The 26,437-nt window shown below is 49.3% G+C and carries 26 protein-coding genes and 1 other annotated feature; of the genes, 20 read left to right on the top strand and 6 right to left on the bottom strand.

The window, feature by feature from the left end; all coding sequences use genetic code 11:
• Positions 1 to 20: 20 nt before the first annotated feature.
• On the top strand, positions 21 to 1,958 hold the full coding sequence (gene sltY, locus ESM_RS0111450) for a murein transglycosylase (RefSeq protein ID WP_000409422.1): 1,938 nt from the start codon (positions 21 to 23) through the stop codon (positions 1,956 to 1,958).
• Positions 1,959 to 2,052: 94 nt separating this feature from the next.
• Complete coding sequence (trpR, locus tag ESM_RS0111445) at positions 2,053 to 2,379, top strand: trp operon repressor (protein WP_000068671.1); 327 nt, start codon at positions 2,053 to 2,055, stop codon at positions 2,377 to 2,379.
• A gap of 75 nt (positions 2,380 to 2,454) precedes the next feature.
• Here the strand turns inward: trpR and yjjX are convergent, their stop codons facing one another.
• Positions 2,455 to 2,985: an inosine/xanthosine triphosphatase gene (gene yjjX / locus ESM_RS0111440; protein ID WP_000546619.1), complete on the bottom strand. Its 531-nt coding sequence runs from the start codon at positions 2,983 to 2,985 to the stop codon at positions 2,455 to 2,457.
• Between the two features lie 51 nt (positions 2,986 to 3,036).
• Here yjjX and gpmB point away from each other — a divergent pair, with 51 nt between their 5' ends.
• Positions 3,037 to 3,684 (top strand): 2,3-diphosphoglycerate-dependent phosphoglycerate mutase GpmB, encoded by a 648-nt coding sequence (gpmB, locus tag ESM_RS0111435; protein WP_000942336.1) that lies wholly within the window; start codon positions 3,037 to 3,039, stop codon positions 3,682 to 3,684.
• Here gpmB and robA read toward each other — a convergent pair.
• Complete coding sequence (gene robA / locus ESM_RS0111430; RefSeq protein WP_000371670.1) at positions 3,681 to 4,550, bottom strand: MDR efflux pump AcrAB transcriptional activator RobA; 870 nt, start codon at positions 4,548 to 4,550, stop codon at positions 3,681 to 3,683. The two genes, gpmB and robA, sit on opposite strands and share 4 nt — an antisense overlap.
• 211 nt (positions 4,551 to 4,761) lie before the next feature.
• Between robA and creA the strand changes: the two genes are divergently transcribed.
• The 4 genes from creA to creD are packed head-to-tail and all read left to right on the top strand — an operon-like array spanning position 4,762 to position 8,771.
• Entirely contained in the window at positions 4,762 to 5,235 is a 474-nt protein-coding gene (gene creA / locus ESM_RS0111425) for a protein CreA (RefSeq protein WP_000875488.1), read from the top strand.
• Between the two features lie 12 nt (positions 5,236 to 5,247).
• On the top strand, positions 5,248 to 5,937 hold the full coding sequence (creB, locus tag ESM_RS0111420; protein ID WP_001188652.1) for a two-component system response regulator CreB: 690 nt from the start codon (positions 5,248 to 5,250) through the stop codon (positions 5,935 to 5,937).
• The gene (gene creC, locus ESM_RS0111415; RefSeq protein WP_001219555.1) at positions 5,937 to 7,361 is read left to right on the top strand and encodes a two-component system sensor histidine kinase CreC; all 1,425 of its coding nucleotides are present in this window, start codon (positions 5,937 to 5,939) and stop codon (positions 7,359 to 7,361) included. Before creB ends, creC begins: the two co-directional genes overlap by 1 nt.
• Positions 7,362 to 7,418: 57 nt before the next feature.
• Positions 7,419 to 8,771 (top strand): cell envelope integrity protein CreD, encoded by a 1,353-nt coding sequence (gene creD / locus ESM_RS0111410; RefSeq protein ID WP_000920292.1) that lies wholly within the window; start codon positions 7,419 to 7,421, stop codon positions 8,769 to 8,771.
• 58 nt (positions 8,772 to 8,829) lie between these two features.
• Here the strand turns inward: creD and arcA are convergent, their stop codons facing one another.
• The gene (arcA, locus tag ESM_RS0111405; protein WP_001194358.1) at positions 8,830 to 9,546 is read right to left on the bottom strand and encodes a two-component system response regulator ArcA; all 717 of its coding nucleotides are present in this window, start codon (positions 9,544 to 9,546) and stop codon (positions 8,830 to 8,832) included.
• Between the two features lie 95 nt (positions 9,547 to 9,641).
• Between arcA and yjjY the strand changes: the two genes are divergently transcribed.
• The 7 genes from yjjY to ESM_RS01000000124680 all read left to right on the top strand — a co-directional run bounded on the left by yjjY (position 9,642) and on the right by ESM_RS01000000124680 (position 16,451).
• Entirely contained in the window at positions 9,642 to 9,782 is a 141-nt protein-coding gene (yjjY, locus tag ESM_RS01000000124695) for a protein YjjY (protein WP_001303782.1), read from the top strand.
• A 399-nt stretch (positions 9,783 to 10,181) separates the two neighbouring features.
• Positions 10,182 to 10,868 (top strand): tRNA/rRNA methyltransferase, encoded by a 687-nt coding sequence (locus ESM_RS0111400; protein ID WP_001223170.1) that lies wholly within the window; start codon positions 10,182 to 10,184, stop codon positions 10,866 to 10,868.
• 213 nt (positions 10,869 to 11,081) lie between these two features.
• Positions 11,082 to 11,147, top strand: a complete 66-nt coding sequence (gene thrL / locus ESM_RS01000000124690) for a thr operon leader peptide (protein ID WP_001386572.1) — start codon at positions 11,082 to 11,084, stop codon at positions 11,145 to 11,147.
• Positions 11,083 to 11,202 (top strand) — a sequence feature (Thr leader region). Its footprint overlaps the gene before it by 65 nt.
• A 25-nt stretch (positions 11,203 to 11,227) precedes the next feature.
• Positions 11,228 to 13,690, top strand: a complete 2,463-nt coding sequence (gene thrA, locus ESM_RS0111395) for a bifunctional aspartate kinase/homoserine dehydrogenase I (RefSeq protein WP_010378218.1) — start codon at positions 11,228 to 11,230, stop codon at positions 13,688 to 13,690.
• 1 nt (position 13,691) lies between these two features.
• Positions 13,692 to 14,624, top strand: coding sequence for a homoserine kinase (gene thrB / locus ESM_RS0111390; RefSeq protein WP_000241675.1), 933 nt, complete (start codon positions 13,692 to 13,694; stop codon positions 14,622 to 14,624).
• A complete protein-coding gene (gene thrC / locus ESM_RS0111385; RefSeq protein ID WP_000781035.1) occupies positions 14,625 to 15,911 on the top strand; it encodes a threonine synthase in 1,287 nt (428 codons plus the stop codon). It begins immediately after the preceding gene.
• Between the two features lie 213 nt (positions 15,912 to 16,124).
• Positions 16,125 to 16,451 (top strand): DUF2502 domain-containing protein, encoded by a 327-nt coding sequence (locus ESM_RS01000000124680; protein WP_032159450.1) that lies wholly within the window; start codon positions 16,125 to 16,127, stop codon positions 16,449 to 16,451.
• A gap of 164 nt (positions 16,452 to 16,615) precedes the next feature.
• On the opposite strand, the gene yaaA is transcribed toward ESM_RS01000000124680, so the two are convergent.
• On the bottom strand, positions 16,616 to 17,392 hold the full coding sequence (gene yaaA / locus ESM_RS0111375; RefSeq protein ID WP_000906159.1) for a peroxide stress protein YaaA: 777 nt from the start codon (positions 17,390 to 17,392) through the stop codon (positions 16,616 to 16,618).
• 69 nt (positions 17,393 to 17,461) lie between these two features.
• The gene (locus ESM_RS0111370) at positions 17,462 to 18,892 is read right to left on the bottom strand and encodes an alanine/glycine:cation symporter family protein (RefSeq protein WP_001112618.1); all 1,431 of its coding nucleotides are present in this window, start codon (positions 18,890 to 18,892) and stop codon (positions 17,462 to 17,464) included.
• A gap of 279 nt (positions 18,893 to 19,171) precedes the next feature.
• Here ESM_RS0111370 and tal point away from each other — a divergent pair, with 279 nt between their 5' ends.
• Together tal and mog are read left to right on the top strand one after the other, a co-directional pair.
• Positions 19,172 to 20,125: a transaldolase gene (gene tal / locus ESM_RS0111365; RefSeq protein ID WP_000130186.1), complete on the top strand. Its 954-nt coding sequence runs from the start codon at positions 19,172 to 19,174 to the stop codon at positions 20,123 to 20,125.
• 114 nt (positions 20,126 to 20,239) lie between these two features.
• Positions 20,240 to 20,827, top strand: coding sequence for a molybdopterin adenylyltransferase (gene mog / locus ESM_RS0111360; protein ID WP_001517716.1), 588 nt, complete (start codon positions 20,240 to 20,242; stop codon positions 20,825 to 20,827).
• A gap of 194 nt (positions 20,828 to 21,021) precedes the next feature.
• On the opposite strand, the gene satP is transcribed toward mog, so the two are convergent.
• Entirely contained in the window at positions 21,022 to 21,588 is a 567-nt protein-coding gene (gene satP, locus ESM_RS0111355; RefSeq protein ID WP_000528538.1) for an acetate uptake transporter, read from the bottom strand.
• Between the two features lie 49 nt (positions 21,589 to 21,637).
• Between satP and ESM_RS0111350 the strand changes: the two genes are divergently transcribed.
• The 4 genes from ESM_RS0111350 (at position 21,638) to ESM_RS0111335 (ending at position 26,340) form a co-directional block, all read left to right on the top strand.
• On the top strand, positions 21,638 to 23,380 hold the full coding sequence (locus ESM_RS0111350) for a recombinase family protein (protein WP_000737971.1): 1,743 nt from the start codon (positions 21,638 to 21,640) through the stop codon (positions 23,378 to 23,380).
• Between the two features lie 254 nt (positions 23,381 to 23,634).
• A complete protein-coding gene (locus ESM_RS01000000124675) occupies positions 23,635 to 24,303 on the top strand; it encodes a hypothetical protein (protein WP_010378194.1) in 669 nt (222 codons plus the stop codon).
• Positions 24,304 to 24,921: 618 nt separating this feature from the next.
• Entirely contained in the window at positions 24,922 to 25,677 is a 756-nt protein-coding gene (locus tag ESM_RS0111340) for an OB-fold protein (protein WP_010378191.1), read from the top strand.
• Positions 25,678 to 25,749: 72 nt separating this feature from the next.
• On the top strand, positions 25,750 to 26,340 hold the full coding sequence (locus tag ESM_RS0111335) for a hypothetical protein (RefSeq protein WP_000323889.1): 591 nt from the start codon (positions 25,750 to 25,752) through the stop codon (positions 26,338 to 26,340).
• Positions 26,341 to 26,437: the final 97 nt, after the last annotated feature.

The raw sequence follows: 26,437 nt of genomic DNA, 5'->3' as shown, positions 1-26,437 counted from the left end.
TACACTTAGAGGAAGCGCTTGTGGAAAAAGCCAAACACGTTACCTGGCGGCTGTTGGCTGCCGGTGTCTGTCTGCTGACGGTCAGCAGCGTGGCGCGAGCCGACTCACTGGATGAGCAGCGTAGCCGCTACGCGCAAATCAAGCAGGCCTGGGATAATCGACAAATGGATGTGGTTGAGCAGATGATGCCATCCCTGAAGGATTATCCTCTTTATCCCTACCTGGAATACCGCCAGATTACCGATGACCTGATGAATCAACCGGCGGTCACGGTCACTAACTTTGTTCGCGCTAACCCCACGCTTCCTCCGGCTCGCACGCTGCAATCTCGTTTCGTCAATGAACTGGCGCGACGTGAAGACTGGCGCGGCCTGTTAGCTTTTAGTCCGGAAAAGCCAGGCACAACCGAAGCGCAATGTAATTACTACTATGCAAAATGGAATACCGGGCAGAGCGAAGAAGCCTGGCAGGGGGCGAAAGAGCTGTGGCTGACAGGAAAGAGCCAGCCTAACGCTTGTGACAAGTTATTTAGCGTCTGGCGCGCGTCCGGCAAACAAGATCCGCGGGCGTATTTAGAGCGTATCCGCCTGGCGATGAAGGCGGGTAATACCGGCCTGGTGACGGTGCTGGCAGGGCAGATGCCCGCCGATTACCAGACTATTTCTACGGCAATTATTTCACTGGCAAACAATCCCAATACGGTGCTGACTTTTGCACGAACGACCGGCGCGACTGATTTTACCCGTCAGATGGCCGCGGTGGCGTTTGCCAGTGTGGCGCGGCAGGATGTAGAAAACGCACGACTGATGATCCCTTCACTTGCCCAGGCACAACAGCTTAATGAAGATCAGATTCAGGAGCTACGTGATATCGTTGCCTGGCGTTTGATGGGCAACGATGTCACCGACGAACAGGCGAAGTGGCGTGATGATGCAATTATGCGTTCGCAATCCACGTCGTTGATTGAACGCCGTATAAGGATGGCGCTTGGCACCGGCGACCGTTCGGGGCTGAATACATGGCTGGCGCGCTTGCCGATGGAAGCGAAAGAGAAAGATGAATGGCGCTACTGGCAGGCGGATTTGCTGCTGGAACGTGGGCGTGAAGCTGAAGCAAAAGAGATTTTGCATCAACTCATGCAACAGCGTGGCTTCTACCCAATGGTTGCTGCGCAGCGCATAGGCGAAGAGTATCAACTGAAGATTGATAAAGTGCCACAGAACGTCGATAGCGCCCTGACTCAGGGGGCGGAAATGGCGCGCGTGCGCGAGTTGATGTACTGGAACCTCGATAATACCGCCCGTAGCGAGTGGGCCAATCTGGTGAAGAGCAAGTCGAAAGCAGAGCAAGCGCAACTGGCGCGTTATGCTTTTAACAACCACTGGTGGGATCTCAGCGTTCAGGCGACGATTGCCGGGAAACTTTGGGATCATCTGGAAGAACGATTCCCACTGGCCTATAACGATCTCTTCGCACGTTACACTAACGACAAAGATATCCCGCAAAGCTATGCAATGGCGATTGCCCGTCAGGAGAGCGCCTGGAATCCGAAAGTGAAATCACCGGTAGGGGCCAGCGGGCTGATGCAGATTATGCCTGGTACGGCGACTCATACGGTGAAGATGTTCTCTATTCCTGGTTACAGCAGCCCGGCACAATTGCTTGATCCGGAAACGAACATCAACATTGGCACCAGCTATCTGCAATATGTTTATCAACAGTTCGGCAATAACCGTATTTTCTCATCCGCAGCATACAACGCCGGGCCGGGGCGGGTGCGCACCTGGCTTGGTAACAGCGCCGGGCGTATCGATGCGGTGGCATTTGTCGAGAGTATCCCATTCTCCGAGACGCGTGGTTATGTGAAGAACGTATTGGCTTATGACGCGTACTATCGCTATTTCATGGGCGATAAACCGACGTTGATGAGCGCCACGGAATGGGGGCGTCGTTACTGAACTGATCTGCACGTTTATGATATGCTATCGTACTCTTTAGCGAGTACAACCGGGGGAGGCATCAGGCTTCCCCCGCTAACAATGGCGACACACTATGGCCCAACAATCACCCTATTCAGCAGCGATGGCAGAACAGCGTCACCAGGAGTGGTTACGTTTTGTCGACCTGCTTAAGAATGCCTACGAAAACGATCTCCATTTACCGTTGTTAAACCTGATGCTGACGCCGGATGAGCGCGAAGCGTTAGGGACTCGTGTGCGCATTGTCGAAGAGTTATTGCGCGGTGAAATGAGTCAGCGCGAGTTAAAAAATGAACTCGGTGCGGGCATCGCGACGATTACGCGTGGATCTAACAGCCTGAAAGCGGCACCCGTCGAGCTACGTCAGTGGCTGGAAGGCGTGTTGCTGAAAAGCGATTGATTTTGTAGGCCTGATAAGACGCATCAGCGTCGCATCAGGCATCGTGCACCGAATGCCGGATGCGGCGTGAACGCCTTATCCGTCCTGCAATGGCTGATACACGGCATTATGAAACGGACTTAGCGCCAGGATCACCGCCTGGTGATAGACACTGGCGCGGGTGAGTTTCCCGGCGGTAAACACGCCGATCGCCCCTTCTTTACGACCAATCTCATCAATGCCAGTATAGCGCGACATTACTGGCCCAAGCGCCTCGCCCTCACGCACTTTTTCCAGAATCACCTCAGGCAACGGCAAGGTTGCCGAGCGTGCTTCACCACGCTGGCTGGCGTTTTCAATTACCACCCAACTGAAGGTGCTGTCACCATCTATACCCGCTTCAATGGCCACCCAAAAATCAGCCTCTGGACGTAAACGGCGGGCATTTGCTACCCGATTTCGTGCGCCAGCGCGCGTTTCCTCACTACCAAAAGGCTGTTCCGGTACGCCGCTCTCGACGACAACGGATTCAATATGGCAGGATCCTTCGTCGAAGATCTCGTGAAATGCCTGCAGAATGGCCTGAATCTTAGCGGGGTTAGTGGTCGCACAGACAACATGGTGCATAATCAGGATTACTCAAAAAATTAACGTTAAAGCAGTATACGGAAAAAAAGCATGTTACAGGTATACCTTGTCCGCCACGGCGAAACGCAGTGGAACGCCGAGCGGCGTATTCAGGGCCAGTCTGACAGCCCGCTAACCGCAAAAGGTGAGCAACAGGCAATGCAGGTGGCGAGCCGTGCCAAAGAACTTGGCATCACCCACATTATCAGTAGCGATTTAGGTCGCACCCGGCGTACAGCGGAAATCATCGCCCAGGCTTGCGGTTGTGACATCATCCTTGATCCCCGCCTGCGTGAGTTAAATATGGGGGTGCTGGAAAAAAGACATATTGATTCTCTGACCGAAGAAGAAGAGAACTGGCGTCGCCAGTTAGTGAATGGCACCGTTGACGGGCGTATTCCTGAAGGCGAGTCAATGCAGGAACTGAGCGATCGCGTCAATGCCGCACTGGAATCTTGTCGGGATTTACCGCAGGGAAGTCGACCGCTGCTGGTGAGTCACGGTATCGCGCTGGGGTGTCTGGTGAGTACCATTCTGGGCTTACCGGCGTGGGCAGAACGCCGTTTACGCCTGCGTAACTGTTCTATTTCGCGCGTGGATTATCAGGAAAGCCTGTGGCTGGCGTCTGGCTGGGTTGTTGAAACTGCAGGGGACATCTCGCATCTGGACGCCCCTGCATTAGATGAGTTACAGCGTTAACGACGCACTGGAATCAGCAGTTCGCAGCGCAGATTAATTGGGCGATCTCCCGCTTTGGCATCTTCTGCCGGGTAGTATCGCTCAATATCCTGACCTTTACGGCGTGTCAGGTTGAGCATTGGCATGCATGTTCCGTATACCGTCAGGATAAACTCCTGCACGCCTGTTCCCAGACCTTCGTAGGTAAACATCACATATTCGCCGCCTTGCAACATCACTGGATGCCCGGTTAATACATAGCCGTCAGCCTGATCCTGGGCTAACGCAGTGGTGTAGAACACCTCTTGTTCGTCGTCTTTATCCTGGCTTGGGCGCGTTTCATTCAGACCGTAAAGTACTGGCGGAATAGAAGGCGAGTTGCCGAGAAAATCATGCCAGAACTGGTAGCGCATTTCGTGGCGGAAATCAGAGATTTGCTCCAGCGAGCAGGAGTAGCTCTGGGTAACACCAATCAGCGGCGTATCTTCCAGGGTGACAAATTTGTGTTCTGGCATAGTGAATTCACCCAGACGTAGCGGTGGGCGAATGCCAAAAGCACTCCATTCCGGGGAACGACGGTACAGCGCAGGTGTTTGAGCAAATTGCTTTTTAAATGCGCGGGTAAATGTCTGTTGAGAGTCGAAGCGGTACTGCAGCGCAATATCCAGAATCGGGCGCGCGGTCAGGCGTAGTGCTACCGCTGATTTCGACAAACGACGAGCACGAATATACGCGCCAATAGCATGGCCAGTGACATCTTTAAACATTCTCTGTAAGTGCCACTTGGAATAACCTGCTTTCGCCGCTACATTGTCGAGCGACAGGGGCTGATCCAGATGACCTTCCAGCCAGATTAAAAGGTCGCGAATAATGCCGGCCTGATCCATAAAATTTCCTCATCCTTTCAACAACGAGCACCTGACATCAGGTAATTGGATAATAGCATTTTTTGTTGTTTTAGCATTCAGTGTTTTTTTCTTAGTAGAGTATGTTTCAGGTCTTTACGGGAATAAAAGTATTGAGATTTTGTTCTTAATCAATATGTTATTTACCGTGACGAACTAATTGCTTAATGTAACTTATAAAAATGGTAACAATATGAAATACAAGCATTTGATCCTATCTTTAAGCCTGATAATGCTGGGGCCGTTGGCACATGCGGAAGAAATTGGTTCGGTTGATACCGTATTTAAAATGATCGGCCCGGATCACAAAATTGTCGTAGAAGCCTTCGACGATCCCGATGTAAAAAATGTCACCTGCTATGTGAGCCGGGCGAAAACGGGCGGTATTAAAGGCGGATTGGGGCTGGCGGAAGATACTTCCGACGCGGCTATTTCCTGCCAGCAAGTCGGACCGATTGAACTGTCAGAACGCATTAAAAACGGCAAAGCCCAGGGCGAAGTGGTATTCAAGAAACGTACATCGCTGGTCTTTAAGTCGTTACAGGTCGTGCGCTTCTATGATGCCAAACGCAATGCGCTCGCCTATCTGGCTTACTCCGACAAAGTTGTCGATGGTTCACCGAAAAATGCCATCAGCGCCGTCCCTGTCATGCCGTGGCGACAATAACAGAGGCGATTTATGCAACGGGAAACGGTCTGGTTAGTAGAAGACGAGCAAGGGATAGCCGACACGCTGGTCTACATGTTGCAGCAGGAAGGTTTTGCCGTCGACGTTTTTGAGCGGGGCTTGCCGGTGCTCGATAAAGCGCGCCAGCGGGTTCCCGACGTTATTATTCTCGATGTTGGTCTGCCTGATATCAGCGGCTTTGAATTATGCCGCCAGTTGCTGGCGATCCATCCGGCGTTGCCTGTGCTGTTCCTGACGGCCCGTAGTGAAGAGGTCGATCGTCTGCTTGGGCTAGAAATTGGTGCTGACGACTACGTGGCTAAACCGTTTTCACCTCGCGAAGTGTGCGCCAGAGTGCGCACCTTGCTGCGTCGGGTGAAGAAATTTTCTACGCCGCCTCCCGTCATCCGTATTGGTCATTTTGAACTGAATGAACCTGCGGCGCAGATAAGCTGGTTTGACACGCCATTAACGCTGACGCGATACGAGTTTTTATTGCTGAAAACGTTACTCAAGTCGCCAGGCCGCGTCTGGTCACGCCAGCAATTGATGGATAGTGTCTGGGAAGACGCGCAGGACACTTACGATCGCACCGTCGATACCCACATTAAAACGCTGCGTGCCAAGCTGCGCTGCATCAATCCCGAGCTTTCACCGATTAATACCCACCGCGGCATGGGATACAGCCTGAGGAGTCTGTAATGCGCATCGGCATGCGACTGTTGCTGGGCTATTTTTTACTGGTAGCAGTGGCTGCCTGGTTCGTGCTGGCTATTTTTGTCAAAGAAGTTAAACCGGGCGTGCGAAGGGCGACGGAAGGGACGTTGATCGACACCGCAACGTTGCTGGCGGAGCTGGCGCGCCCTGATTTGCTCTCTGGCGATCCTGCGCATGGGCAATTGGCACAGGCGTTTGACCAACTACAAAATCGCCCGTTTCGCGCCAATATCGGCGGCATTCACAAAGTGCGCAACGAATACCATGTTTATATGACTGATGCACAGGGCAAAGTTTTGTTCGACTCGGCAAATAAAGCCGTTGGGCAGGATTACTCACGCTGGAATGATGTCTGGCTAACGTTGCGCGGTCAGTATGGCGCGCGCAGTACGTTGCAAAATCCCGCCGATCCCGAAAGTTCTGTGATGTATGTTGCTGCCCCCATTATGGACGGCTCGCGGCTTATTGGTGTTTTGAGCGTAGGCAAACCGAACGCGGCGATGGCACCGGTGATTAAACGCAGCGAGCGGCGAATATTATGGGCGAGCGGCATTTTGCTGGGAATTGCACTGGTGATTGGTACCGGAATGGTTTGGTGGATCAACCGCTCCATTGCCCGACTCACCCGTTATGCTGATTCCGTCACCGATAATAAACCCGTTCCGCTCCCTGATCTTGGCAGTAGCGAGTTGCGTAAGTTAGCGCAGGCGTTGGAAAGTATGCGCGTGAAGCTGGAAGGGAAAAACTATATTGAGCAGTATGTCTACGCGTTAACCCATGAGCTGAAAAGTCCGTTGGCGGCAATTCGTGGCGCGGCGGAAATCTTACGCGAAGGACCGCCACTGGAAGTGGTAGCCCGTTTTACCGACAATATTTTGACACAAAACGCGAGAATGCAGGCGCTGGTTGAAACGCTACTACGCCAGGCAAGACTGGAAAATCGTCAGGAGGTCGTTCTTTCTGCGGTTGATGTGGCGGCATTATTTCTCCGCGTCAGCGAAGCGCGCACCGTACAGTTGGCAGAAAAAAATATCACTCTGAATGTTATGCCCATCGAGGTTAACGTTGTTGCTGAACCGGCGTTGCTGGAACAGGCGCTGGGGAATTTACTGGATAACGCCATCGATTTTACCCCCGAGCATGGCTGTATAACGCTTAGTGCTGAGGTGGATCAGGAGCAAGTTACGCTTAACGTGCAGGATACCGGTAGCGGCATTCCTGACTACGCGCTGTCGCGTATTTTTGAACGCTTTTACTCTTTGCCGCGCGAGAATGGACAAAAAAGCAGTGGGTTGGGACTGGCGTTTGTCAGCGAAGTTGCCCGTTTGCTTAATGGTGAAGTCACACTGCGCAACGTGCCGCAAGGCGGCGTGCTGGCCTCGCTCCGACTTCACCTGCACTTCACATAACTTCAAATTCTTCCCACATAGTCTTCATACACTGCAGCCATCGCAAAGGAGAAGACTATGTTGAAATCCCCCCTGTTCTGGAAAATGGCCACTTTGTTTGGTGCCGTGTTGCTGCTGTTAATTCCATTAATGTTGATTCGGCAGGTGATTGTCGAACGTGCCGATTACCGTAGTGATGTTGAGGATGCAATTCGTCAAAGCACCAGTGGGTCGCAAAAGTTGGTCGGGCCGCTCATCGCTATCCCTGTAACTGAGCTTTATACGGTGCAGGAAGAAGAAAAAACCGTGGAGCGGAAACGAAGTTTTATCCATTTCTGGTTACCTGAGTCGTTGATGGTTGATGGCAATCAGAACGTGGAAGAACGGAAGATAGGCATTTATACCGGTCAGGTCTGGCACAGTGATTTAACGCTAAAAGCCGATTTTGACGTTTCGCGTCTTAGCGAACTCAACGCGCCCAATATCACCTTAGGCAAGCCGTTTATTGTGATTAGTGTAGGTGATGCGCGTGGTATTGGGGTGGTGAAAGCACCTGAACTTAACGGAACGACGCTGACCATTGAACCCGGAACAGGGTTAGAGCAAGGCGGGCAGGGCGTGCATATTCCTTTAACCGAAGGGAACTGGCTGAAGCAGAACCTGAAGCTGAATATGGCGCTGAATTTAAGCGGAACAAGGAGCCTTTCCGTGGTGCCGACGGGGCGTAATAGCGAATTGACCTTAACCAGTAACTGGCCGCACCCCAGTTTTTTAGGTGATTTTTTGCCCGCAAAACGGGAGGTCAGCGAGACCGGTTTTCAGGCACAATGGCAAAGTAGTTGGTTTGCCAATAACCTCGGTGAGCGTTTTGCTTCAGGCAATAATACCCGTTGGGACAATTTCCCTGCGTTTAGCGTCGCAGTCACTACGCCAGCCGATCAGTATCAATTAACGGACCGGGCGACCAAATACGCCATTTTGCTCATTGCGCTGACTTTTATGGCCTTCTTTGTTTTTGAAATGCTAACCGCACAACGTTTACACCCAATGCAATATTTGCTGGTGGGGTTGTCATTGGTGATGTTTTATTTACTCTTGCTGGCGTTTTCTGAACATACCGGTTTTACCGTGGCCTGGATAATCGCCAGCCTGATAGGGGCGTTAATGAACGGTGTTTACTTGCAGGCGGTATTAAAAGGTTGGCGCAACAGCATGTTGTTTACCCTGGCTTTGTTGTTGCTGGATGGTGTGATGTGGGGACTGCTGAATTCTGCCGATAGCGCGCTGTTGTTGGGGACGAGTGTGTTGGTGGTGGCGCTGGCAGGTATGATGTTTGTGACTCGCAATATCGACTGGTATGCGTTTTCAATGCCGAAAATGAAAATCAGTAAAGAAGTCACAACGGACGATGAGTTACGTATCTGGAAATAATGTTGGCTAATAAAAACGGCGCTAAAAAGCGCCGTTTTTTTGACGGTGGTAAAGCCGATTAATCTTCCAGATCACCGCAGAAGCGATAACCTTCACCGTGAATGGTGGCGATGATTTCCGGCGTATCCGGCGTAGATTCGAAATGCTTACGAATACGACGGATCGTCACGTCTACAGTACGGTCGTGTGGTTTCAGCTCACGGCCGGTCATTTTCTTCAGCAGTTCAGCACGGGACTGAATTTTGCCAGGGTTTTCACAGAAGTGAAGCATGGCGCGGAACTCGCTGCGCGGCAGTTTGTACTGCTCGCCATCAGGGCCGATCAACGAACGGCTGTTGATGTCCAGTTCCCAACCATTGAACTTGTAGCTTTCAACGCTACGGCGTTCTTCGCTGACAGTACCCAGATTCATGGTACGAGACAGCAGGTTGCGTGCACGGATAGTCAGTTCACGCGGGTTAAACGGTTTGGTGATGTAGTCATCTGCACCGATTTCGAGGCCGAGAATTTTATCGACTTCGTTGTCACGGCCAGTCAGGAACATCAACGCAACATTCGCCTGCTCGCGCAGTTCACGCGCTAACAGAAGACCGTTCTTACCCGGCAGATTGATATCCATGATCACCAGGTTGATGTCATATTCAGAGAGGATCTGATGCATTTCCGCGCCATCTGTCGCTTCGAAAACATCATAGCCTTCCGCTTCGAAAATACTTTTCAACGTGTTGCGTGTTACCAACTCGTCTTCAACGATAAGAATGTGCGGGGTCTGCATGTTTGCTACCTAAATTGCCAACTAAATCGAAACAGGAAGTACAAAAGTCCCTGACCTGCCTGATACATGCTGCAAATTAACATGATCGGCGTAACATGACTAAAGTACGTAATTGCGTTCTTGATGCACTTTCCATCAACGTCAACAACATCATTAGCTTGGTCGTGGGTACTTTCCCTCAGGACCCGACAGTGTCAAAAACGGCTGTCATCCTAACCATTTTAACAGCGACATAACAGGCTAAGACGTGCCGGACACCCAATAAAACTACGCTTCGTTGACATATATCAAGTTCAATTGTAGCACGTTAACAGTTTGATGAAATCATCGTATCTAAATGCTAGCTTTCGTCACATTATTTTAATAATCCAACTAGTTGCATCATACAACTAATAAACGTGGTGAATCCAATTGTCGAGATTTATTTTTTATAAAATTATCCTAAGTAAACAGAAAGATATGTAGCGTTTTTTAACAATTAAACGGTTAGTACAGTCAGGAAATAGTTTAGCTTTTTTTAAGCTAAGTAAAGGGCTTTTTCTGCGACTTGCGTTAATATTTTGTAAATTCTCTCCGCGCAGTAAGTTGACATTCATCACCCTGTTCGCGGTTATTTGGTCAAGAAGAGTAGCAACATGCGTATAACGATTATTCTGGTCGCACCCGCCAGAGCAGAAAATATAGGTGCAGCGGCGCGGGCAATGAAAACAATGGGATTTAGCGAACTGCGCATTGTCGATAGCCAGGCCCATCTGGAGCCAGCCACCCGCTGGGTTGCACATGGCTCCGGTGATATTATTGATAATATTAAAGTTTTTCCAACACTGGCTGAATCTTTACACGATGTCGACTTTACTGTCGCCACCACTGCGCGTAGCCGGGCGAAATATCATTACTATGCGACGCCGGTGGAACTGGTGCCGTTGTTGGAGGAAAAATCGACGTGGATGAATCATGTGGCGTTGGTATTTGGCCGGGAAGATTCCGGTCTGACAAACGAAGAACTGGCGCTGGCTGATATTCTTACTGGCGTGCCGATGGTGGCAGATTACCCTTCGCTTAATCTGGGGCAGGCGGTGATGGTTTATTGCTATCAATTAGCAACATTAATACAACAACCGACGAAAAGTGACGCAACGGCAGACCAACATCAACTGCGTGCTTTACGCGAACGAGTCATGTCATTGTTAACGACGTTAGCGGTGGCAGATGACACAAAACTGATCGACTGGTTACAACAACGCCTGGGACTTTTAGAGCAACGAGACACCGCAATGTTGCACCGTTTGCTGCATGATATTGAAAAAAATATCACCAAATAAAAAACTGTAGGGAATGTTATCTTTAGGTTTTAATTCTGACTGCAACGGGAAATATGTCTCAGTGTGGATTAAAAAAAGAGCACTTGCCAGCAGCTTATGGACGGGTAGCCTTCCGTGAGTAAATTAAAATATTATTGACTTAGGTCACTAAATACTTTAACCAATATAGGCATAGCGCACAGACAGATAAAAATTACAGAGTACACAACATCCATGAAACGCATCAGCACCACCATTACCACCACCATCACCATTACCACAGGTAACGGTGCGGGCTGACGCGTACAGGAAACACAGAAAAAAGCCCGCACCTGACAGTGCGGGCTTTTTTTTCGACCAAAGGTAACGAGGTAACAACCATGCGAGTGTTGAAGTTCGGCGGTACATCAGTGGCAAATGCAGAACGTTTTCTGCGGGTTGCCGATATTCTGGAGAGCAATGCCAGGCAGGGGCAGGTGGCTACCGTCCTCTCTGCCCCCGCCAAAATTACCAACCATCTGGTGGCGATGATTGAAAAAACCATTAGCGGCCAGGATGCTTTACCCAATATCAGCGATGCCGAACGTATTTTTGCCGAACTTCTGACTGGACTCGCCGCCGCCCAGCCGGGATTCCCGCTGGCGCAACTGAAAACGTTTGTCGATCAAGAATTTGCCCAAATTAAGCATGTCCTGCACGGTATTAGCCTGCTGGGACAATGTCCGGACAGCATCAACGCTGCGCTTATCTGCCGTGGTGAAAAAATGTCGATCGCTATTATGGCCGGTGTACTGGAAGCGCGCGGTCACAACGTTACCGTTATCGATCCGGTCGAAAAACTGCTGGCAGTCGGTCATTACCTCGAATCTACCGTCGATATTGCCGAATCTACCCGCCGTATTGCTGCAAGCCGCATTCCGGCTGACCACATGGTGCTGATGGCTGGTTTCACCGCCGGTAACGAAAAAGGCGAACTGGTGGTGCTGGGGCGCAATGGTTCCGACTACTCCGCTGCGGTACTGGCTGCTTGTTTACGCGCCGATTGCTGCGAGATCTGGACGGACGTTGACGGTGTTTATACCTGCGACCCGCGTCAGGTGCCCGATGCGAGGTTGTTGAAGTCGATGTCCTATCAGGAAGCGATGGAGCTTTCTTACTTCGGCGCTAAAGTTCTTCATCCTCGCACCATTACCCCTATCGCCCAGTTCCAGATCCCTTGCCTGATTAAAAACACCGGAAACCCACAAGCGCCCGGTACGCTTATTGGCGCCAGCCGTGACGAAGACGAACTACCGGTAAAAGGGATTTCCAATCTGAATAATATGGCGATGTTCAGCGTTTCCGGTCCAGGAATGAAGGGGATGGTTGGCATGGCGGCGCGTGTGTTTGCTGCAATGTCACGTGCCAGAATTTCGGTGGTGCTGATTACCCAATCGTCTTCCGAATACAGTATCAGTTTCTGCGTTCCACAAAGCGACTGTGCACGCGCTGAACGGGCGATGCAGGAAGAGTTCTACCTTGAACTGAAAGAAGGTTTACTGGAGCCGCTGGCGGTCACTGAACGACTGGCAATAATTTCGGTGGTGGGTGATGGTATGCGCACCTTGCGCGGGATCTCAGCGAAATTCTTTGCCGCGCTGGCTCGCGCCAATATCAATATTGTCGCCATTGCCCAGGGGTCTTCTGAACGCTCAATCTCCGTGGTGGTAAATAACGATGACGCGACGACGGGTGTGCGTGTAACCCACCAGATGCTGTTCAATACCGATCAGGTTATCGAAGTCTTTGTGATTGGCGTCGGTGGCGTTGGCGGTGCGCTGCTGGAGCAACTGAAGCGTCAGCAAAGCTGGCTGAAGAACAAACATATCGACTTACGTGTCTGCGGCGTTGCCAACTCGAAGGCGTTGCTGACCAATGTGCATGGCCTTAACCTGGAAAACTGGCAGGAAGAACTGGCGCAAGCCAAAGAGCCGTTTAATCTCGGGCGTTTAATTCGCCTGGTGAAAGAATATCATCTGTTGAACCCGGTGATTGTCGACTGCACCTCCAGCCAGGCGGTGGCGGATCAATATGCCGACTTCCTGCGTGAAGGTTTCCACGTGGTGACGCCGAATAAAAAGGCCAACACCTCGTCGATGGATTACTACCATCAGTTGCGTTACGCGGCGGAAAAATCACGGCGTAAATTCCTCTACGACACCAATGTCGGTGCGGGACTGCCGGTTATTGAGAACCTGCAAAACTTGCTCAGCGCTGGCGATGAATTGATGAAATTCTCCGGCATTCTTTCTGGCTCGCTCTCGTTTATCTTCGGCAAGTTAGATGAAGGTATGAGCTTCTCTGAAGCGACCACGCTGGCGCGGGAAATGGGTTATACCGAACCGGATCCGCGAGATGACCTGTCCGGTATGGATGTGGCGCGTAAGCTGTTGATTCTCGCCCGTGAAACCGGGCGTGAACTGGAACTGGCGGATATTGAAATCGAACCTGTGCTGCCAGCCGGGTTTAACGCTGAGGGTGATGTTGCGGCTTTTATGGCGAACCTGTCACAGCTTGACGATCTCTTTGCCGCACGCGTGGCGAAGGCTCGTGATGAAGGCAAAGTTTTGCGCTATGTTGGCAACATTGATGAAGATGGTGTCTGCCGCGTGAAGATTGCTGAAGTGGATGGTAACGATCCGCTGTTCAAAGTGAAAAACGGCGAAAACGCATTAGCCTTCTATAGCCACTATTATCAGCCGCTGCCGCTGGTTTTGCGCGGTTACGGCGCGGGCAATGATGTTACGGCTGCCGGTGTCTTTGCCGATCTGCTACGCACCCTCTCATGGAAGTTAGGAGTCTGAAATGGTTAAAGTTTATGCTCCGGCTTCCAGTGCCAATATGAGCGTCGGGTTTGATGTGCTCGGCGCGGCGGTAACGCCTGTTGATGGCGAATTGCTTGGGGATGTGGTGACGGTTGAGGTGGCAGAGGCATTCAGTCTCAACAACCTCGGACAGTTTGCCGACAAACTACCGTCAGAACCGCGAGAAAATATCGTTTATCAGTGCTGGGAGCGTTTTTGCCAGGAACTGGGCAAGCAAATTCCAGTGGCGATGACCCTGGAAAAGAATATGCCGATCGGTTCTGGCTTAGGTTCCAGCGCCTGTTCAGTGGTCGCGGCACTGGTCGCGATGAATGAGCACTGTGGCAAGCCGCTCAACGATACCCGCCTGTTGGCCTTGATGGGCGAGCTGGAAGGGCGTATTTCTGGCAGCATTCATTACGACAATGTGGCTCCGTGCTTTCTTGGTGGTATGCAGTTGATGATCGAAGAAAACGGCATCATCAGCCAGCAGGTGCCGGGGTTTGATGAGTGGTTGTGGGTGCTGGCGTATCCGGGGATTAAAGTCTCGACGGCAGAAGCTCGGGCTATTTTACCGGCGCAGTACCGCCGTCAGGATTGCATTGCTCACGGGCGGCATCTGGCGGGCTTCATTCACGCCTGCTATTCCCGTCAGCCTGAGCTTGCCGCGAAGCTGATGAAAGATGTTATCGCTGAACCCTACCGTGAACGTTTACTGCCGGGCTTCAGGCAGGCACGGCAGGCGGTAGCGGAAATCGGCGCAGTAGCGAGCGGTATCTCCGGCTCTGGCCCGACCTTGTTCGCTCTGTGTGACAAGCTGGATACCGCCCAACGCGTTGCTGACTGGTTGGGTAAGAACTACCTGCAAAATCAGGAAGGTTTTGTTCATATTTGCCGGCTGGATACGGCGGGCGCACGAGTACTGGAAAACTAAATGAAACTCTACAATCTGAAAGATCACAACGAACAGGTCAGCTTTGCGCAAGCCGTAACGCAGGGGTTGGGTAAAAATCAGGGGCTATTTTTTCCGCACGATCTACCGGAATTTAGTCTGACCGAAATTGATGAGATGCTGAAGCTGGATTTCGTTACCCGCAGCGCGAAGATCCTCTCAGCGTTTATTGGTGATGAGATCCCGCAGGACGCACTGGAAGAGCGTGTGCGTGCAGCGTTTGCATTCCCGGCTCCGGTTGCCAAAGTTACAAGCGATGTCGGTTGCCTGGAACTGTTCCACGGGCCAACGCTGGCATTTAAAGATTTCGGCGGTCGCTTTATGGCGCAAATGCTGACTCATATTGCGGGCGATAAACCGGTGACTATTCTGACCGCGACCTCCGGCGATACCGGGGCGGCAGTGGCTCACGCGTTCTATGGTTTACCAAATGTAAAAGTGGTTATCCTCTATCCGCGCGGCAAAATCAGTCCACTGCAAGAAAAACTGTTCTGTACATTAGGCGGCAACATTGAAACTGTCGCTATCGACGGCGATTTCGATGCCTGTCAGGCACTGGTGAAGCAGGCGTTTGATGATGAAGAGCTGAAAGTGGCGCTTGGGCTGAACTCAGCTAACTCCATTAATATCAGCCGGTTGCTGGCGCAGATTTGCTACTACTTTGAGGCTGTGGCGCAGTTGCCGCAGGAGGCGCGGAACCAGTTGGTTGTCTCGGTGCCAAGCGGTAACTTCGGTGATTTAACTGCAGGCCTGCTGGCAAAATCTCTCGGTCTGCCGGTGAAGCGTTTTATCGCTGCCACTAACGTTAACGATACAGTGCCGCGTTTCCTGCACGACGGGCAGTGGTCGCCAAAAGCCACCCAGGCGACATTATCCAATGCGATGGATGTTAGCCAGCCGAATAACTGGCCGCGTGTGGAAGAGTTGTTCCGCCGCAAAATTTGGCAATTGAAGGAGTTGGGCTATGCGGCGGTGGATGATGAATCGACCCGGCAGACGATGCGCGAATTAAAAGATCTGGGATATACCTCAGAACCGCATGCTGCCGTGGCTTACCGTGCGCTGCGTGACCAGCTTCACCCAGGCGAATATGGTCTGTTCCTCGGCACCGCGCATCCGGCGAAATTTAAAGAGAGCGTGGAGGTAATTCTTGGTGAAACGCTGGAGCTGCCAAAAGAGCTGGCAGAACGTGCTGATTTACCGCTGCTTTCTCATAATCTGCCCGCTGATTTTGCCGCGCTGCGCAAGCTGATGATGAATCATAAGTAGTATCCATTAATTTCCTGAAAATGGCCGGGCTTGCGTTTATGCAGTTCGGCTTTTTTGTGGAGAAAATATGAGAAAAATCGACAGAAAAAAAGGAGAAATTTTCAATAAATGCGGTAACTTAGCTCTTTTAATTGTAGAGAATGACAACGGGGATTCTTTTACCGTAAGCTCCGGATATCGGCCCATAACTGGCAATGATAAAAGGAGTCACCTGTGAAAAAGATGCAATCTATCCTGCTCGCACTTTCCCTGATTCTGGTCGCTCCTATGGCAGCGCAGGCAGAGGAAATAATGCTAGTACCATCAGTGAAATTACAGATTGGCGATCGCGATCATCGCGGTTACTACTGGGATGGCGGTTACTGGCGTGACCATAACTGGTGGTATAGAAATTACGAATGGCGAGATAATCGCTGGCACCCACACGGATCGCAGCCGCACCATAATTGGTATAATGATCATCGAAATGATCACCGCGGAGATCATCGAAACGATCACGGCGGCGATCATCGTCCAGGTCCGGACAGACACCATCGGTAAACATAACTGCCGGATGACCTCCGGCATTTGAGCCTGATGGCAAACGCAAAATTGCCTGATGCGCTACACTTATCAGGCCTACGTGATCTCTACAATATATTGAATCTGCATGCTTTTGTAGGCCGGATAAGGCGTTTACGCCGTATCCGGCATTTACCGCAAACTTAACGCAGCTCGTAGCGTTTAAACACCAGTTCGCTATTGCTGGAGGTGGCTTCATCAAAGAAGTAACCTTCACGATTAAAGCCAGTCAGTTGTTCTGGTTTGGTCAGGCGATTCTCAATAATAAAACGACTCATCAGGCCGCGCGCTTTCTTAGCGTAGAAACTAATAACCTTAAACTTGCCGTTCTTCTCATCGAGGAACACCGGCTTGATAATCTCAGCATTCAGTTTCTTCGGTTTCACTGATTTAAAATACTCATCTGACGCCAGGTTAATTACTACCTGATCGCCTTGCGCTTCGAGCGCCTCGTTCAGCTTGTTGGTGATCACATCACCCCAGAATTGGTACAGATCTTTGCCCCGGGCGTTCTCAAGACGGATCCCCATTTCCAGACGGTATGGCTGCATTAAATCGAGTGGACGCAGTACGCCATACAAACCGGAAAGCATACGCAGATGCTGCTGGGCAAAAGCGAAATCTTCTTCGCTGAAGGTTTCGGCCTGCAAACCGGTATAGACATCGCCTTTGAACGCCAGAATCGCCTGCCGGGCATTCTCCGGCGTGAAATCTGGCTGCCAGTCATGAAAGCGAGCGGCGTTGATACCCGCCAGTTTGTCGCTGATATGCATCAGCGTGCTAATCTGCGGGGGTGTCAGCTTCCGCGCTTCGTGAATAAGCTGCTGTGAGTGATCTAACAGCTCCGGCAACGTATAGCGCGTGGTAGCCAACGGGCTTTGATAATCAAGCGTTTTCGCAGGTGAAATCAGAATCAGCATATCCAGTCCTTGCAGGAAATTTACAGCGACTGTAGCAAAAAATGCGGATGAATTGATCGATAGTTGTGATTAGTCCTGCGAAACATCATCCCACGTATCAGGTGCGAGTTGCTGGCCGATGTCCGGGTAGCGCAGCGGATCAAACATCGGGCGTATGCCGAGTTTACGCTGGCGCAGATAATCACTGGCAATGGTATGCACTACCGGAGAGAGCAGCAAAATAGCGGTCAGATTAGTGATCGCCATACACGCCATAATAATATCAGCCAGTTGCCACATCATGGGGAGGCTAAGTAGCGTGCCACTAATCACGGTGGCAAAGATGCAGATACGCAGACACCAGATCGCTTTAGTATTGTTCATACGTAAAAAGAAAAGGTTATTTTCCGCATAAATGTAATTGGCGACGATAGAGCTGAAGGCAAACAGAATCACCACTATTGTGACAAACTCTGCCCCCCAGGAACCCATTAGTGCTCGCATCGCTTTCTGGAGAAGCTGAATACCCTCCAGCGGCATATAGGTTGTACCGTTTCCGGCCAGCAATATTAGCATGGCGCTTGCCGTGCAGATGACCAGGGTGTCGATAAAAATGCCGATCATCTGAACAATACCTTGTGCTGCCGGATGCGGCGGCCAGGATGCTGCCGCCGCCGCTGCATTTGGTGTCGACCCCATTCCCGCCTCATTAGAAAACATACTGCGCTGAAAGCCGTTCGTAACTGCCTGGCTCAGGGTGTAACCCGCGGTGCCGCCTGCCGCTTCCTGCCAGCCAAAGGCGCTGTCAAAAATAGACCAAATGATGTGAGGAAGTTGCTCGATATTCATCGCACAAATGATCAGACTGGCGAGTACCCAAATTAATGCCATTACAGGGACAAACCATTGCATCAGTCGGGCGACACCATAAATACCGTGGGTTATCGCCAACAGGGCAAAGACAGCGAGTATGATGCCAGTTACTAATGGTGGAACATCAAACGCAAAATGCATCGCGCGGGCGACGGCGTTTGCCTGAACACCGCTGAAAATCAATCCGTAGGCGATGAGCAAAAAGATAGCGAATAGCACGCCCATCCAGCGCATCCCCAATCCACGCGCCATATACCATGCCGGACCACCGCGAAACTGCCCATTAGCGTCACGTTCTTTATAAAGTTGGGCAAGGGAACATTCGGCAAAAGAGGTCGCCATGCCGATAAACGCGGCAATCCACATCCAGAAGATGGCACCGGGTCCACCGGCAGTAATGGCCAGCGCAACACCGGCGAGGTTACCGCTGCCGACGCGCGCGGCAAGACTGGTACACAGTGACTGAAAAGACGTTAAGCCCCCCGGTTGTGGATGAACGCTATTTTTGAGACTTTTGCCAAACTGGCGAATGTAGCGAAACTGAACGAATCTGGTGCGAAAAGTGAACCAGCAACCTGCGCCGAAGAGCAGGTAGATCATCACTGATCCCCATAGGACACTGTTAATAAAAGAGAAAAAGTCAGGCATTCGTATCCCTCTTGTCGCCGGCACGCGGTTACATTCCTGTGTAAACGTTACCAATTGATTAAGAATTATATACGATGTGCATTGGTAGATAACGCTTGTGTAGCATACTTGAGTTTTTGCTTAAAAATGGCGAGCGATATCAACGCAGTGTCAGAAAACCTAAACAGTCTCGCCTGGCGATAACCCTCTCGTCTGCGGTTGCGCTGTCGTTGCGTCGTGATATCATCAGGGCAGACCGGTTACATCCCCCTAACAAGCTGTTTAAAGAGAAATACTATCATGACGGACAAATTGACCTCCCTTCGTCAGTACACCACTGTAGTGGCCGACACTGGGGACATCGCGGCAATGAAGCTGTATCAACCGCAGGATGCCACAACCAACCCTTCTCTCATTCTTAACGCAGCGCAGATTCCGGAATACCGCAAGTTGATTGATGATGCTGTCGCATGGGCGAAACAGCAGAGCAACGATCGCGCACAGCAAATCGTGGACGCGACTGACAAACTGGCAGTAAACATTGGTCTGGAAATCCTGAAACTGGTTCCTGGCCGTATCTCAACTGAAGTTGATGCGCGTCTTTCCTATGACACAGAAGCGTCAATTGCAAAAGCAAAACGTCTGATCAAGCTCTACAACGATGCGGGTATCAGCAACGATCGTATTCTGATCAAACTGGCGTCTACCTGGCAGGGTATCCGTGCTGCTGAACAGCTAGAAAAAGAAGGTATCAACTGTAACCTGACTCTGCTGTTTTCCTTCGCCCAGGCGCGTGCTTGTGCAGAAGCTGGCGTATTCCTGATCTCTCCGTTTGTTGGCCGTATTCTTGACTGGTACAAAGCCAATACCGACAAGAAAGAGTACGCTCCGGCAGAAGATCCTGGCGTGGTTTCTGTATCGGAAATCTACCAGTACTACAAAGAGCATGGTTATGAAACCGTGGTTATGGGCGCAAGCTTCCGTAACATCGGTGAAATTCTGGAACTGGCAGGTTGCGACCGCCTGACCATTGCTCCGGCACTGCTGAAAGAACTGGCAGAGAGCGAAGGGGCTATTGAACGTAAACTGTCCTACACTGGCGAAGTGAAAGCGCGTCCGGCACGTATCACTGAGTCCGAGTTCCTGTGGCAGCACAACCAGGATCCAATGGCTGTAGATAAACTGGCGGAAGGTATCCGTAAGTTTGCTGTTGACCAGGAAAAACTGGAAAAAATGATCGGCGCTCTGCTGTAATCATTCTTAGCGTGGCCGGGAAGTCGGTCACGCTACCTCTTCTGAAGCCTGTCTGTCACTCCCTTCGCAGTGTATCATTCTGTTTAACGAGACTGTTTAAACGGAAAAATCTTGATGAATACTTTACGTATCGGCTTAGTTTCCATTTCTGATCGCGCGTCCAGCGGCGTTTATCAGGATAAAGGCATTCCTGCACTGGAAGAGTGGCTGGCATCGGCGCTGACGACGCCATTTGAGCTGGAAACCCGTTTAATCCCTGATGAGCAGGCGATCATTGAGCAAACCTTGTGTGAGCTGGTGGACGAAATGAGTTGCCATCTGGTGCTGACAACCGGCGGTACTGGCCCCGCGCGCCGTGACGTGACACCCGATGCAACGTTGGCAGTAGCCGATCGCGAGATGCCGGGTTTTGGCGAACAGATGCGCCAGATTAGCCTGCATTTTGTTCCAACCGCGATCCTTTCGCGGCAGGTGGGCGTGATTCGTAAACAGGCATTGATTCTTAATTTGCCTGGTCAGCCGAAGTCCATCAAAGAGACGCTGGAAGGCGTGAAGGATGGCGAGGGCAATGTCGTGGTGCACGGTATTTTTGCCAGTGTGCCGTACTGCATTCAGTTGCTGGAAGGACCATACGTTGAAACGGCACCTGAAGTGGTAGCGGCATTCAGACCGAAGAGTGCAAGACGTGAAGTTAGCGAATAAAAAAATCCCCCCAGGCGGGGGGATCAGACTGATGACAAACGCAAAACTGCCTGATGCGCTACGCTTATCAGGCCTACGATCTTCCTGCAATATATTGAATTTGCATGATTATGTAGGCCGGATAAGGCGTTCACGCCGCATCCGGCATGAATAAAGCGCACGCTGATATCCCCCGTGCGGGGGATATCAAGCAATTAGTGGGATTCACCAATTGGCAGAACGGTGCGACCAAACTGCTCGTTCAGCACTTCACCCATTGCCAGGTAGATCGCGCTGGCACCGCAGATCAGACCTATCCAGCCCGCGAAGTGGATGATCGCAGCGTTACCGGCAATGTTACCGATAGCCAGTAGGGCAAACAGCACGGTCAGGCTGAAGAAAACGAATTGCAGAACGCGTGCACCTTTTAGCGTGCCGAAGAACATAAACAGCGTAAACACGCCCCACAGCCCCAGATAAACACCGAGGAACTGCGCATTCGGCGCGTCGGTCAGACCCAGTTTCGGCATCAGCAGAATCGCAACCAGCGTCAGCCAAAAAGAGCCGTAAGAAGTGAAGGCAGTTAAGCCGAAAGTGTTGCCTTTTTTATACTCCAGCAGACCGGCAAAAATTTGCGCGATACCGCCGTAGAAGATGCCCATGGCGAGAATAATACCGTCCAGAGCGAAATAACCCACGTTGTGCAGGTTAAGCAGAATGGTGGTCATGCCGAAGCCCATCAGGCCCAGCGGTGCCGGGTTAGCCAACTTAGTGTTGCCCAAGTTTGAAAAGATGATATTCTCAGAATGTCTATTATTCAAAGTGTTAGCCATGAAAAAACTTTATTCCTATATACGTTGGTCTACTGACAAACAAACAGGGAATACATCCCTGGAGCGTCAGACTGAAAAAGCGAAACAATACGCTGCAATTCATGGTTTGGAGTATGTCCAGATCCTTGATGCAGGCGTCTCTGCGTTTCGGGGTAAGAATACTACACAAGGTGCGTTTTCTGGATTTATTAACGCTGTTAAAGCTGGGGTTATTTCATCTGATTCATGGCTGTATGTTGAGAATCTCGACCGCCTAACAAGACAGGACGTCATGACGGCTCTGAATCTATTCACTAGCTTGTTAAAGTTGGGGCTGACAATCGTTACTGGTATGGATGGGAAAATTTATACAGAGGAGAGTATTAGTAACAACGTTAACGATTTAATTATGTCTCTTTTCTTGTTCAGCCGAGCAAATGAAGAGTCACTGACTAAGCAAAAACGTGCTTATGAAACCACATTGAAGCTGATTGAGCGACATAAATCGGGGCTACCTACGAACATAAAAAGTGCTGGCTCAACTCCTTTCTGGATTGATGCAACAGGGCCAAATACTGAAGCAGTAAAGCCACATCCAATATACTTTAAGGCCGCAAAAGAGGCTGTGAGATTGTTGCTTTCGGGGTGGGGTAACTATCGGGTAGCAAATTACCTCAATGAAAATAGCGACATTTACCCGCCGCCGCCGGGTAAAAAGACACGAAATAAAAATAGAGAAGCTCGTTGGACTGTACCGAATATCAAAAAAATGCGGTTAAATCGGGCACTGATGGGGGAAAAAGTCTTAACATTGAACAATGTTACTTATCATCTGGAGGATTATTTTCCGCCTGTCTGTACGCCCGCTGAATTTGCACGGCTTCAAGATGTTGCTTGCAACAACAAAATGCCACAAGGTTGTAAGAAAAAAGTTATAACACTGCTTTCTGGTATGGGGATTTTACGTTGTGGTCACTGTGGCGGTGCGATGACTTCATTCAGTAAGCAAGGAAAAATTCGCTACCTGTGTGAGTCGGGTAAGAAAAGAATGTCTTCCTGTAAAGCTTGGAGTGTTTCAGGCGAGTTGGTCGAACGTTGTTTGTTATACCCACTTATCAGTGGATATATGTCGTTAGTAATAGAAGATCAGAATGCGGGAGAGTCGCTTGCAGATCAGATTGATTCGAAACGTAGCGAATTGGAGCTTGTCGAATCCCAGATTGGAAATCTGACAACAGCAATTACAATGGGAGGGAATCTGGAGTCTTTGGTCACCCAGCTCCAGGAACTGGAGTCGCGTAAACGTGGGCTACTGTTGGAACTGGACAAATTGAGTCAACGTGAGCTTTTACAAGGTTCTCGTGAGCAACAAATTGAAAAAATAGTAGATACTGTAGAGATGCTCACCCCGCAATTGCTTGAGGATACAACGCACCCAAATCGATTGAATATTCGTGAAGTTGTGCGAGCAGTGATCAGTAGTGTGACAATCAGTAAAGCGAAAGATAAGACGTTGACTCTTAGATATGAGATTTATGATAGGCAACGCTACCTTTTCAAGGGGCAAATCAAAACTGACAATAATGGTAATAAGCTTTGCGGATATGCAATGTATGTTGAAACTCCGGTTTTCTCAGATAGAGTTCCACCAGAAGTGATAAAGAAGTATCATGACTCAGATAAATTGTTAGTACAAAAAATAGATGAAATGTTAATTGGTTTTCCTCGAATAAATCCATCATGCTTCGTTAGTAAGCAGTAGATGCTTGGTAGGGGCGGCGTCCCCTATAGAGTCCCATCACGGCGCTAAATAGTTGCTATTGCATTTTATTTCTTAAGTGATATAGTGAACTCAGGCGCCAGCCTAAGTTTTGGACAGCTTAAAAAAGGCAGTAGTCATTCTTTCTTAAACCTTATTCATAGCGTCAGATCTGGCAAATGGTTGAAGGTAACAAAATGTCCAATGCCAAACCTTAAATGATTGCCAAAAGATCTGATGTGTTGGAGTGGTTTATCATGAATGATGCAATCAAAGCAATTTGCTACAACATTTCCATTAATACATCCTTAAAACGCTCTCATACCCGCGAAGTCATTGCTGCTCTCTTAGGTTATGCCAGCTATGCGGCAATGCTTGAAGAAGACAAGAATCCACCTCGTAAATATAGCCTTGCGGATGCAGAATACATCGTTCTAAATATGCCCTTGGGTATGGAAAGAGCGAAAAAGTTCGGTGTGTCTGATGATAACTTTGGTGTCTTTATCTCAGAGTTAAAGGCCGGCTTGTCTGTGAAAGTATCTGAATCAGTGGATGATTTTTATGATGATCATATTCGGGAAATTCTTGAAGAGGCGATATATCAAGATGCAGCAGAATCCGGGGAAATGGCTGAAAGTAATGCTTATTTTCCTGATTATCCCGACATGGATTATGACCTTGTAACTAGCGGTGATCTTTGGAAGTCGGTTGAAAAATGGTCAATTTCTGATACGGGAACACTTTCAGGCGAGTATGAGCTCGAAGAAGAACAGATGTACAACGGGCATCAGCTTAACGTTCAATGTAAGTTAACGTTTATGAAAGCAGGGCGTGCAGGGCTAGTTTTATTGGATGACATAACAGAGTGCTCTACGTCACGCGATTATTCATGGTTGGACGATGAACCATTGGATATTGATGATTAACACCCTTTAAAGAATCCAGCCAATCGGCTTTATTCGTTGGCTGGTTGCTTTTTGTAGTCATCAATAGTGAAAGTTTTCACACTGGAACAGTGTTTGCTTTTGGTCACATAGTTAATAAGTAAACGCTGTTCTCATATCTACAGAACTTCTTACCGTTCTCCGTTTCGATCAGCCAAATTCTGAGTGGGACGTAATCCGCGAAAAGTTTCACAAGAATTTCGGTCGCCATCTCGTTAAAACGGTTTTTGCCTTGGGCTATTTCTATGTTGCATCCTGTTGTTCACTGTCGGAACAGGGCTACTCAGTTATGGCATAAGGCACCAGCAAATGGTTGTCTTCTACCAAGGACACGAGTTTACAAGTTGCGACTGAATAGTTATACATCCTGCATTGCCGTTAAACGGCAACAACAAACCACAAAACATTAACTTTCCCCCTCTCTGATTGTTCGTTATCTCCTAATGATTGGCTACTTCTCTTCGTTTTCTCTTAGAGGATTTTCAACGACTTAATTGATCAGTTTTACCGATCGGTTTTATAATATTGATCGATCAAAATGATCGATAGTATTATTTCACATTAATATCAATGTGTTACACATATTCATGGAGGCTAATTTTGAGAAAGTTCTTGGTGTTACCTTTCATGCTCTTTCCGTTCATGTCTTTCGCTGATGGGGGAGCTACTTCAGGCATACAGCCATATCCTGAATATGTGGCGAATTATGTTAAAACGCTAATTACTGAAAGTTGTGAACGGGCGTTGAAAGGTGAGCCTGAAGATGTATTGATAAAGCAGGCAACACAGGGGATGAAGAAGAATACTCCGAGCTACTACTCTGTTTACAATTCAGTAGTTGATGGAGCCAGCGCAGGGGCTGCACTCAAAGTTAAAGGGAGTTTGATTACAAAAGATAAGATTGCTATTGATAGCTGTGGTGGGATTGCCACTTACATCTCAATGCAAAAAGATTTTATAAAAACGGTGGTTGCAGAAATGGTGAATCTGGAACAATCGCAAGCTGCCAATAGTGAATCAAAGAAAGCCGTTTCTGATAATCATATTTATCGAACAACAGCAAAAGCCCTAGCTGAGTTATATGACGCCAATGAAGTCGCCGCCGATAATGAAATTGGTGGGCGTAAAGTAGAAATCACAGGTACAGTCCAGGAAATAGCTAAGAATTTTACAAATGATGTAATCGTTCGGCTGGAAAGTGGCAACCGTTTATTGCCTGTAATGTTAAGCATGGAAGATTCAGAGAAGCCAAAAGCCTCAAAACTGAAGAAAGGGCAGAAGATAGTTGTTACCTGCGAAAAGATGCAGTTGTTCATTGGTGCACCATCAGGTAGTAACTGTACATTCGTACAATAAACACGTATATCGTGATGTAGAACATTTCGGTGTCAGTTATAAGCTAATTTGTAGCATGGCAGGTATCCTTTAATGGCATATAACGAATTGAAAATAAAAAATATTTATTTCTATTTTTATATGGTAGTTCCATTGCTTTGTCCAATAGTTTACTTTCTCACAACGGATGCTCAGATTGCTATAATTGTTTTCTTTGTAACCGCTCTTATCTGTGCAGAACTTGACTTAAAGGAGATAGCTAATGTTCATAGGGCGTCAGTTCCCAAGTTTGTAAATCCTGCTATTAGTGTTCTCTTTTTCCCGCCACTGTATGTTTACAGTAGAGCTCAATTTGCAGGCGTTAAGTCGAGTAACCGATGGGGATGGTTTTTTGTTTACATTGCCATTGCGTTGAGTTGTGTTCCTGTTGTTGGTGCTTTGGCTTACAGCAAAGAGCTTAAAGTAGGTGCGTGTGAACTTACGACTTCAATATTGAAAGATGAAGGAAGTGATGTGAAATGTCTTGTTGTTGAAGATGTTAAAGAAATCACTGATAAGCATTACCGCGCTAAGGCTGTATTATCCAATGGCGTAGATATGCCTATTGTCATTGAAGAGGATGATGATGGGTATATTTACGTCAAGCTAGTCCCCTTGAGCGATCTATTCGATTTATTCGATTAACTACTTTGGGGGAATTACCTGCTTTCCTCCTGAACACTTCATCATGTTATCAACCATAGCGCATGAGCAGCACGGTCTAATATCGGTCACGCTAGCA

Source organism: Escherichia sp. TW09308 (assembly GCF_000208565.1).
Taxonomy (GTDB): domain Bacteria; phylum Pseudomonadota; class Gammaproteobacteria; order Enterobacterales; family Enterobacteriaceae; genus Escherichia; species Escherichia marmotae.
This window is presented reverse-complemented; position numbering and strand designations above follow the sequence as displayed.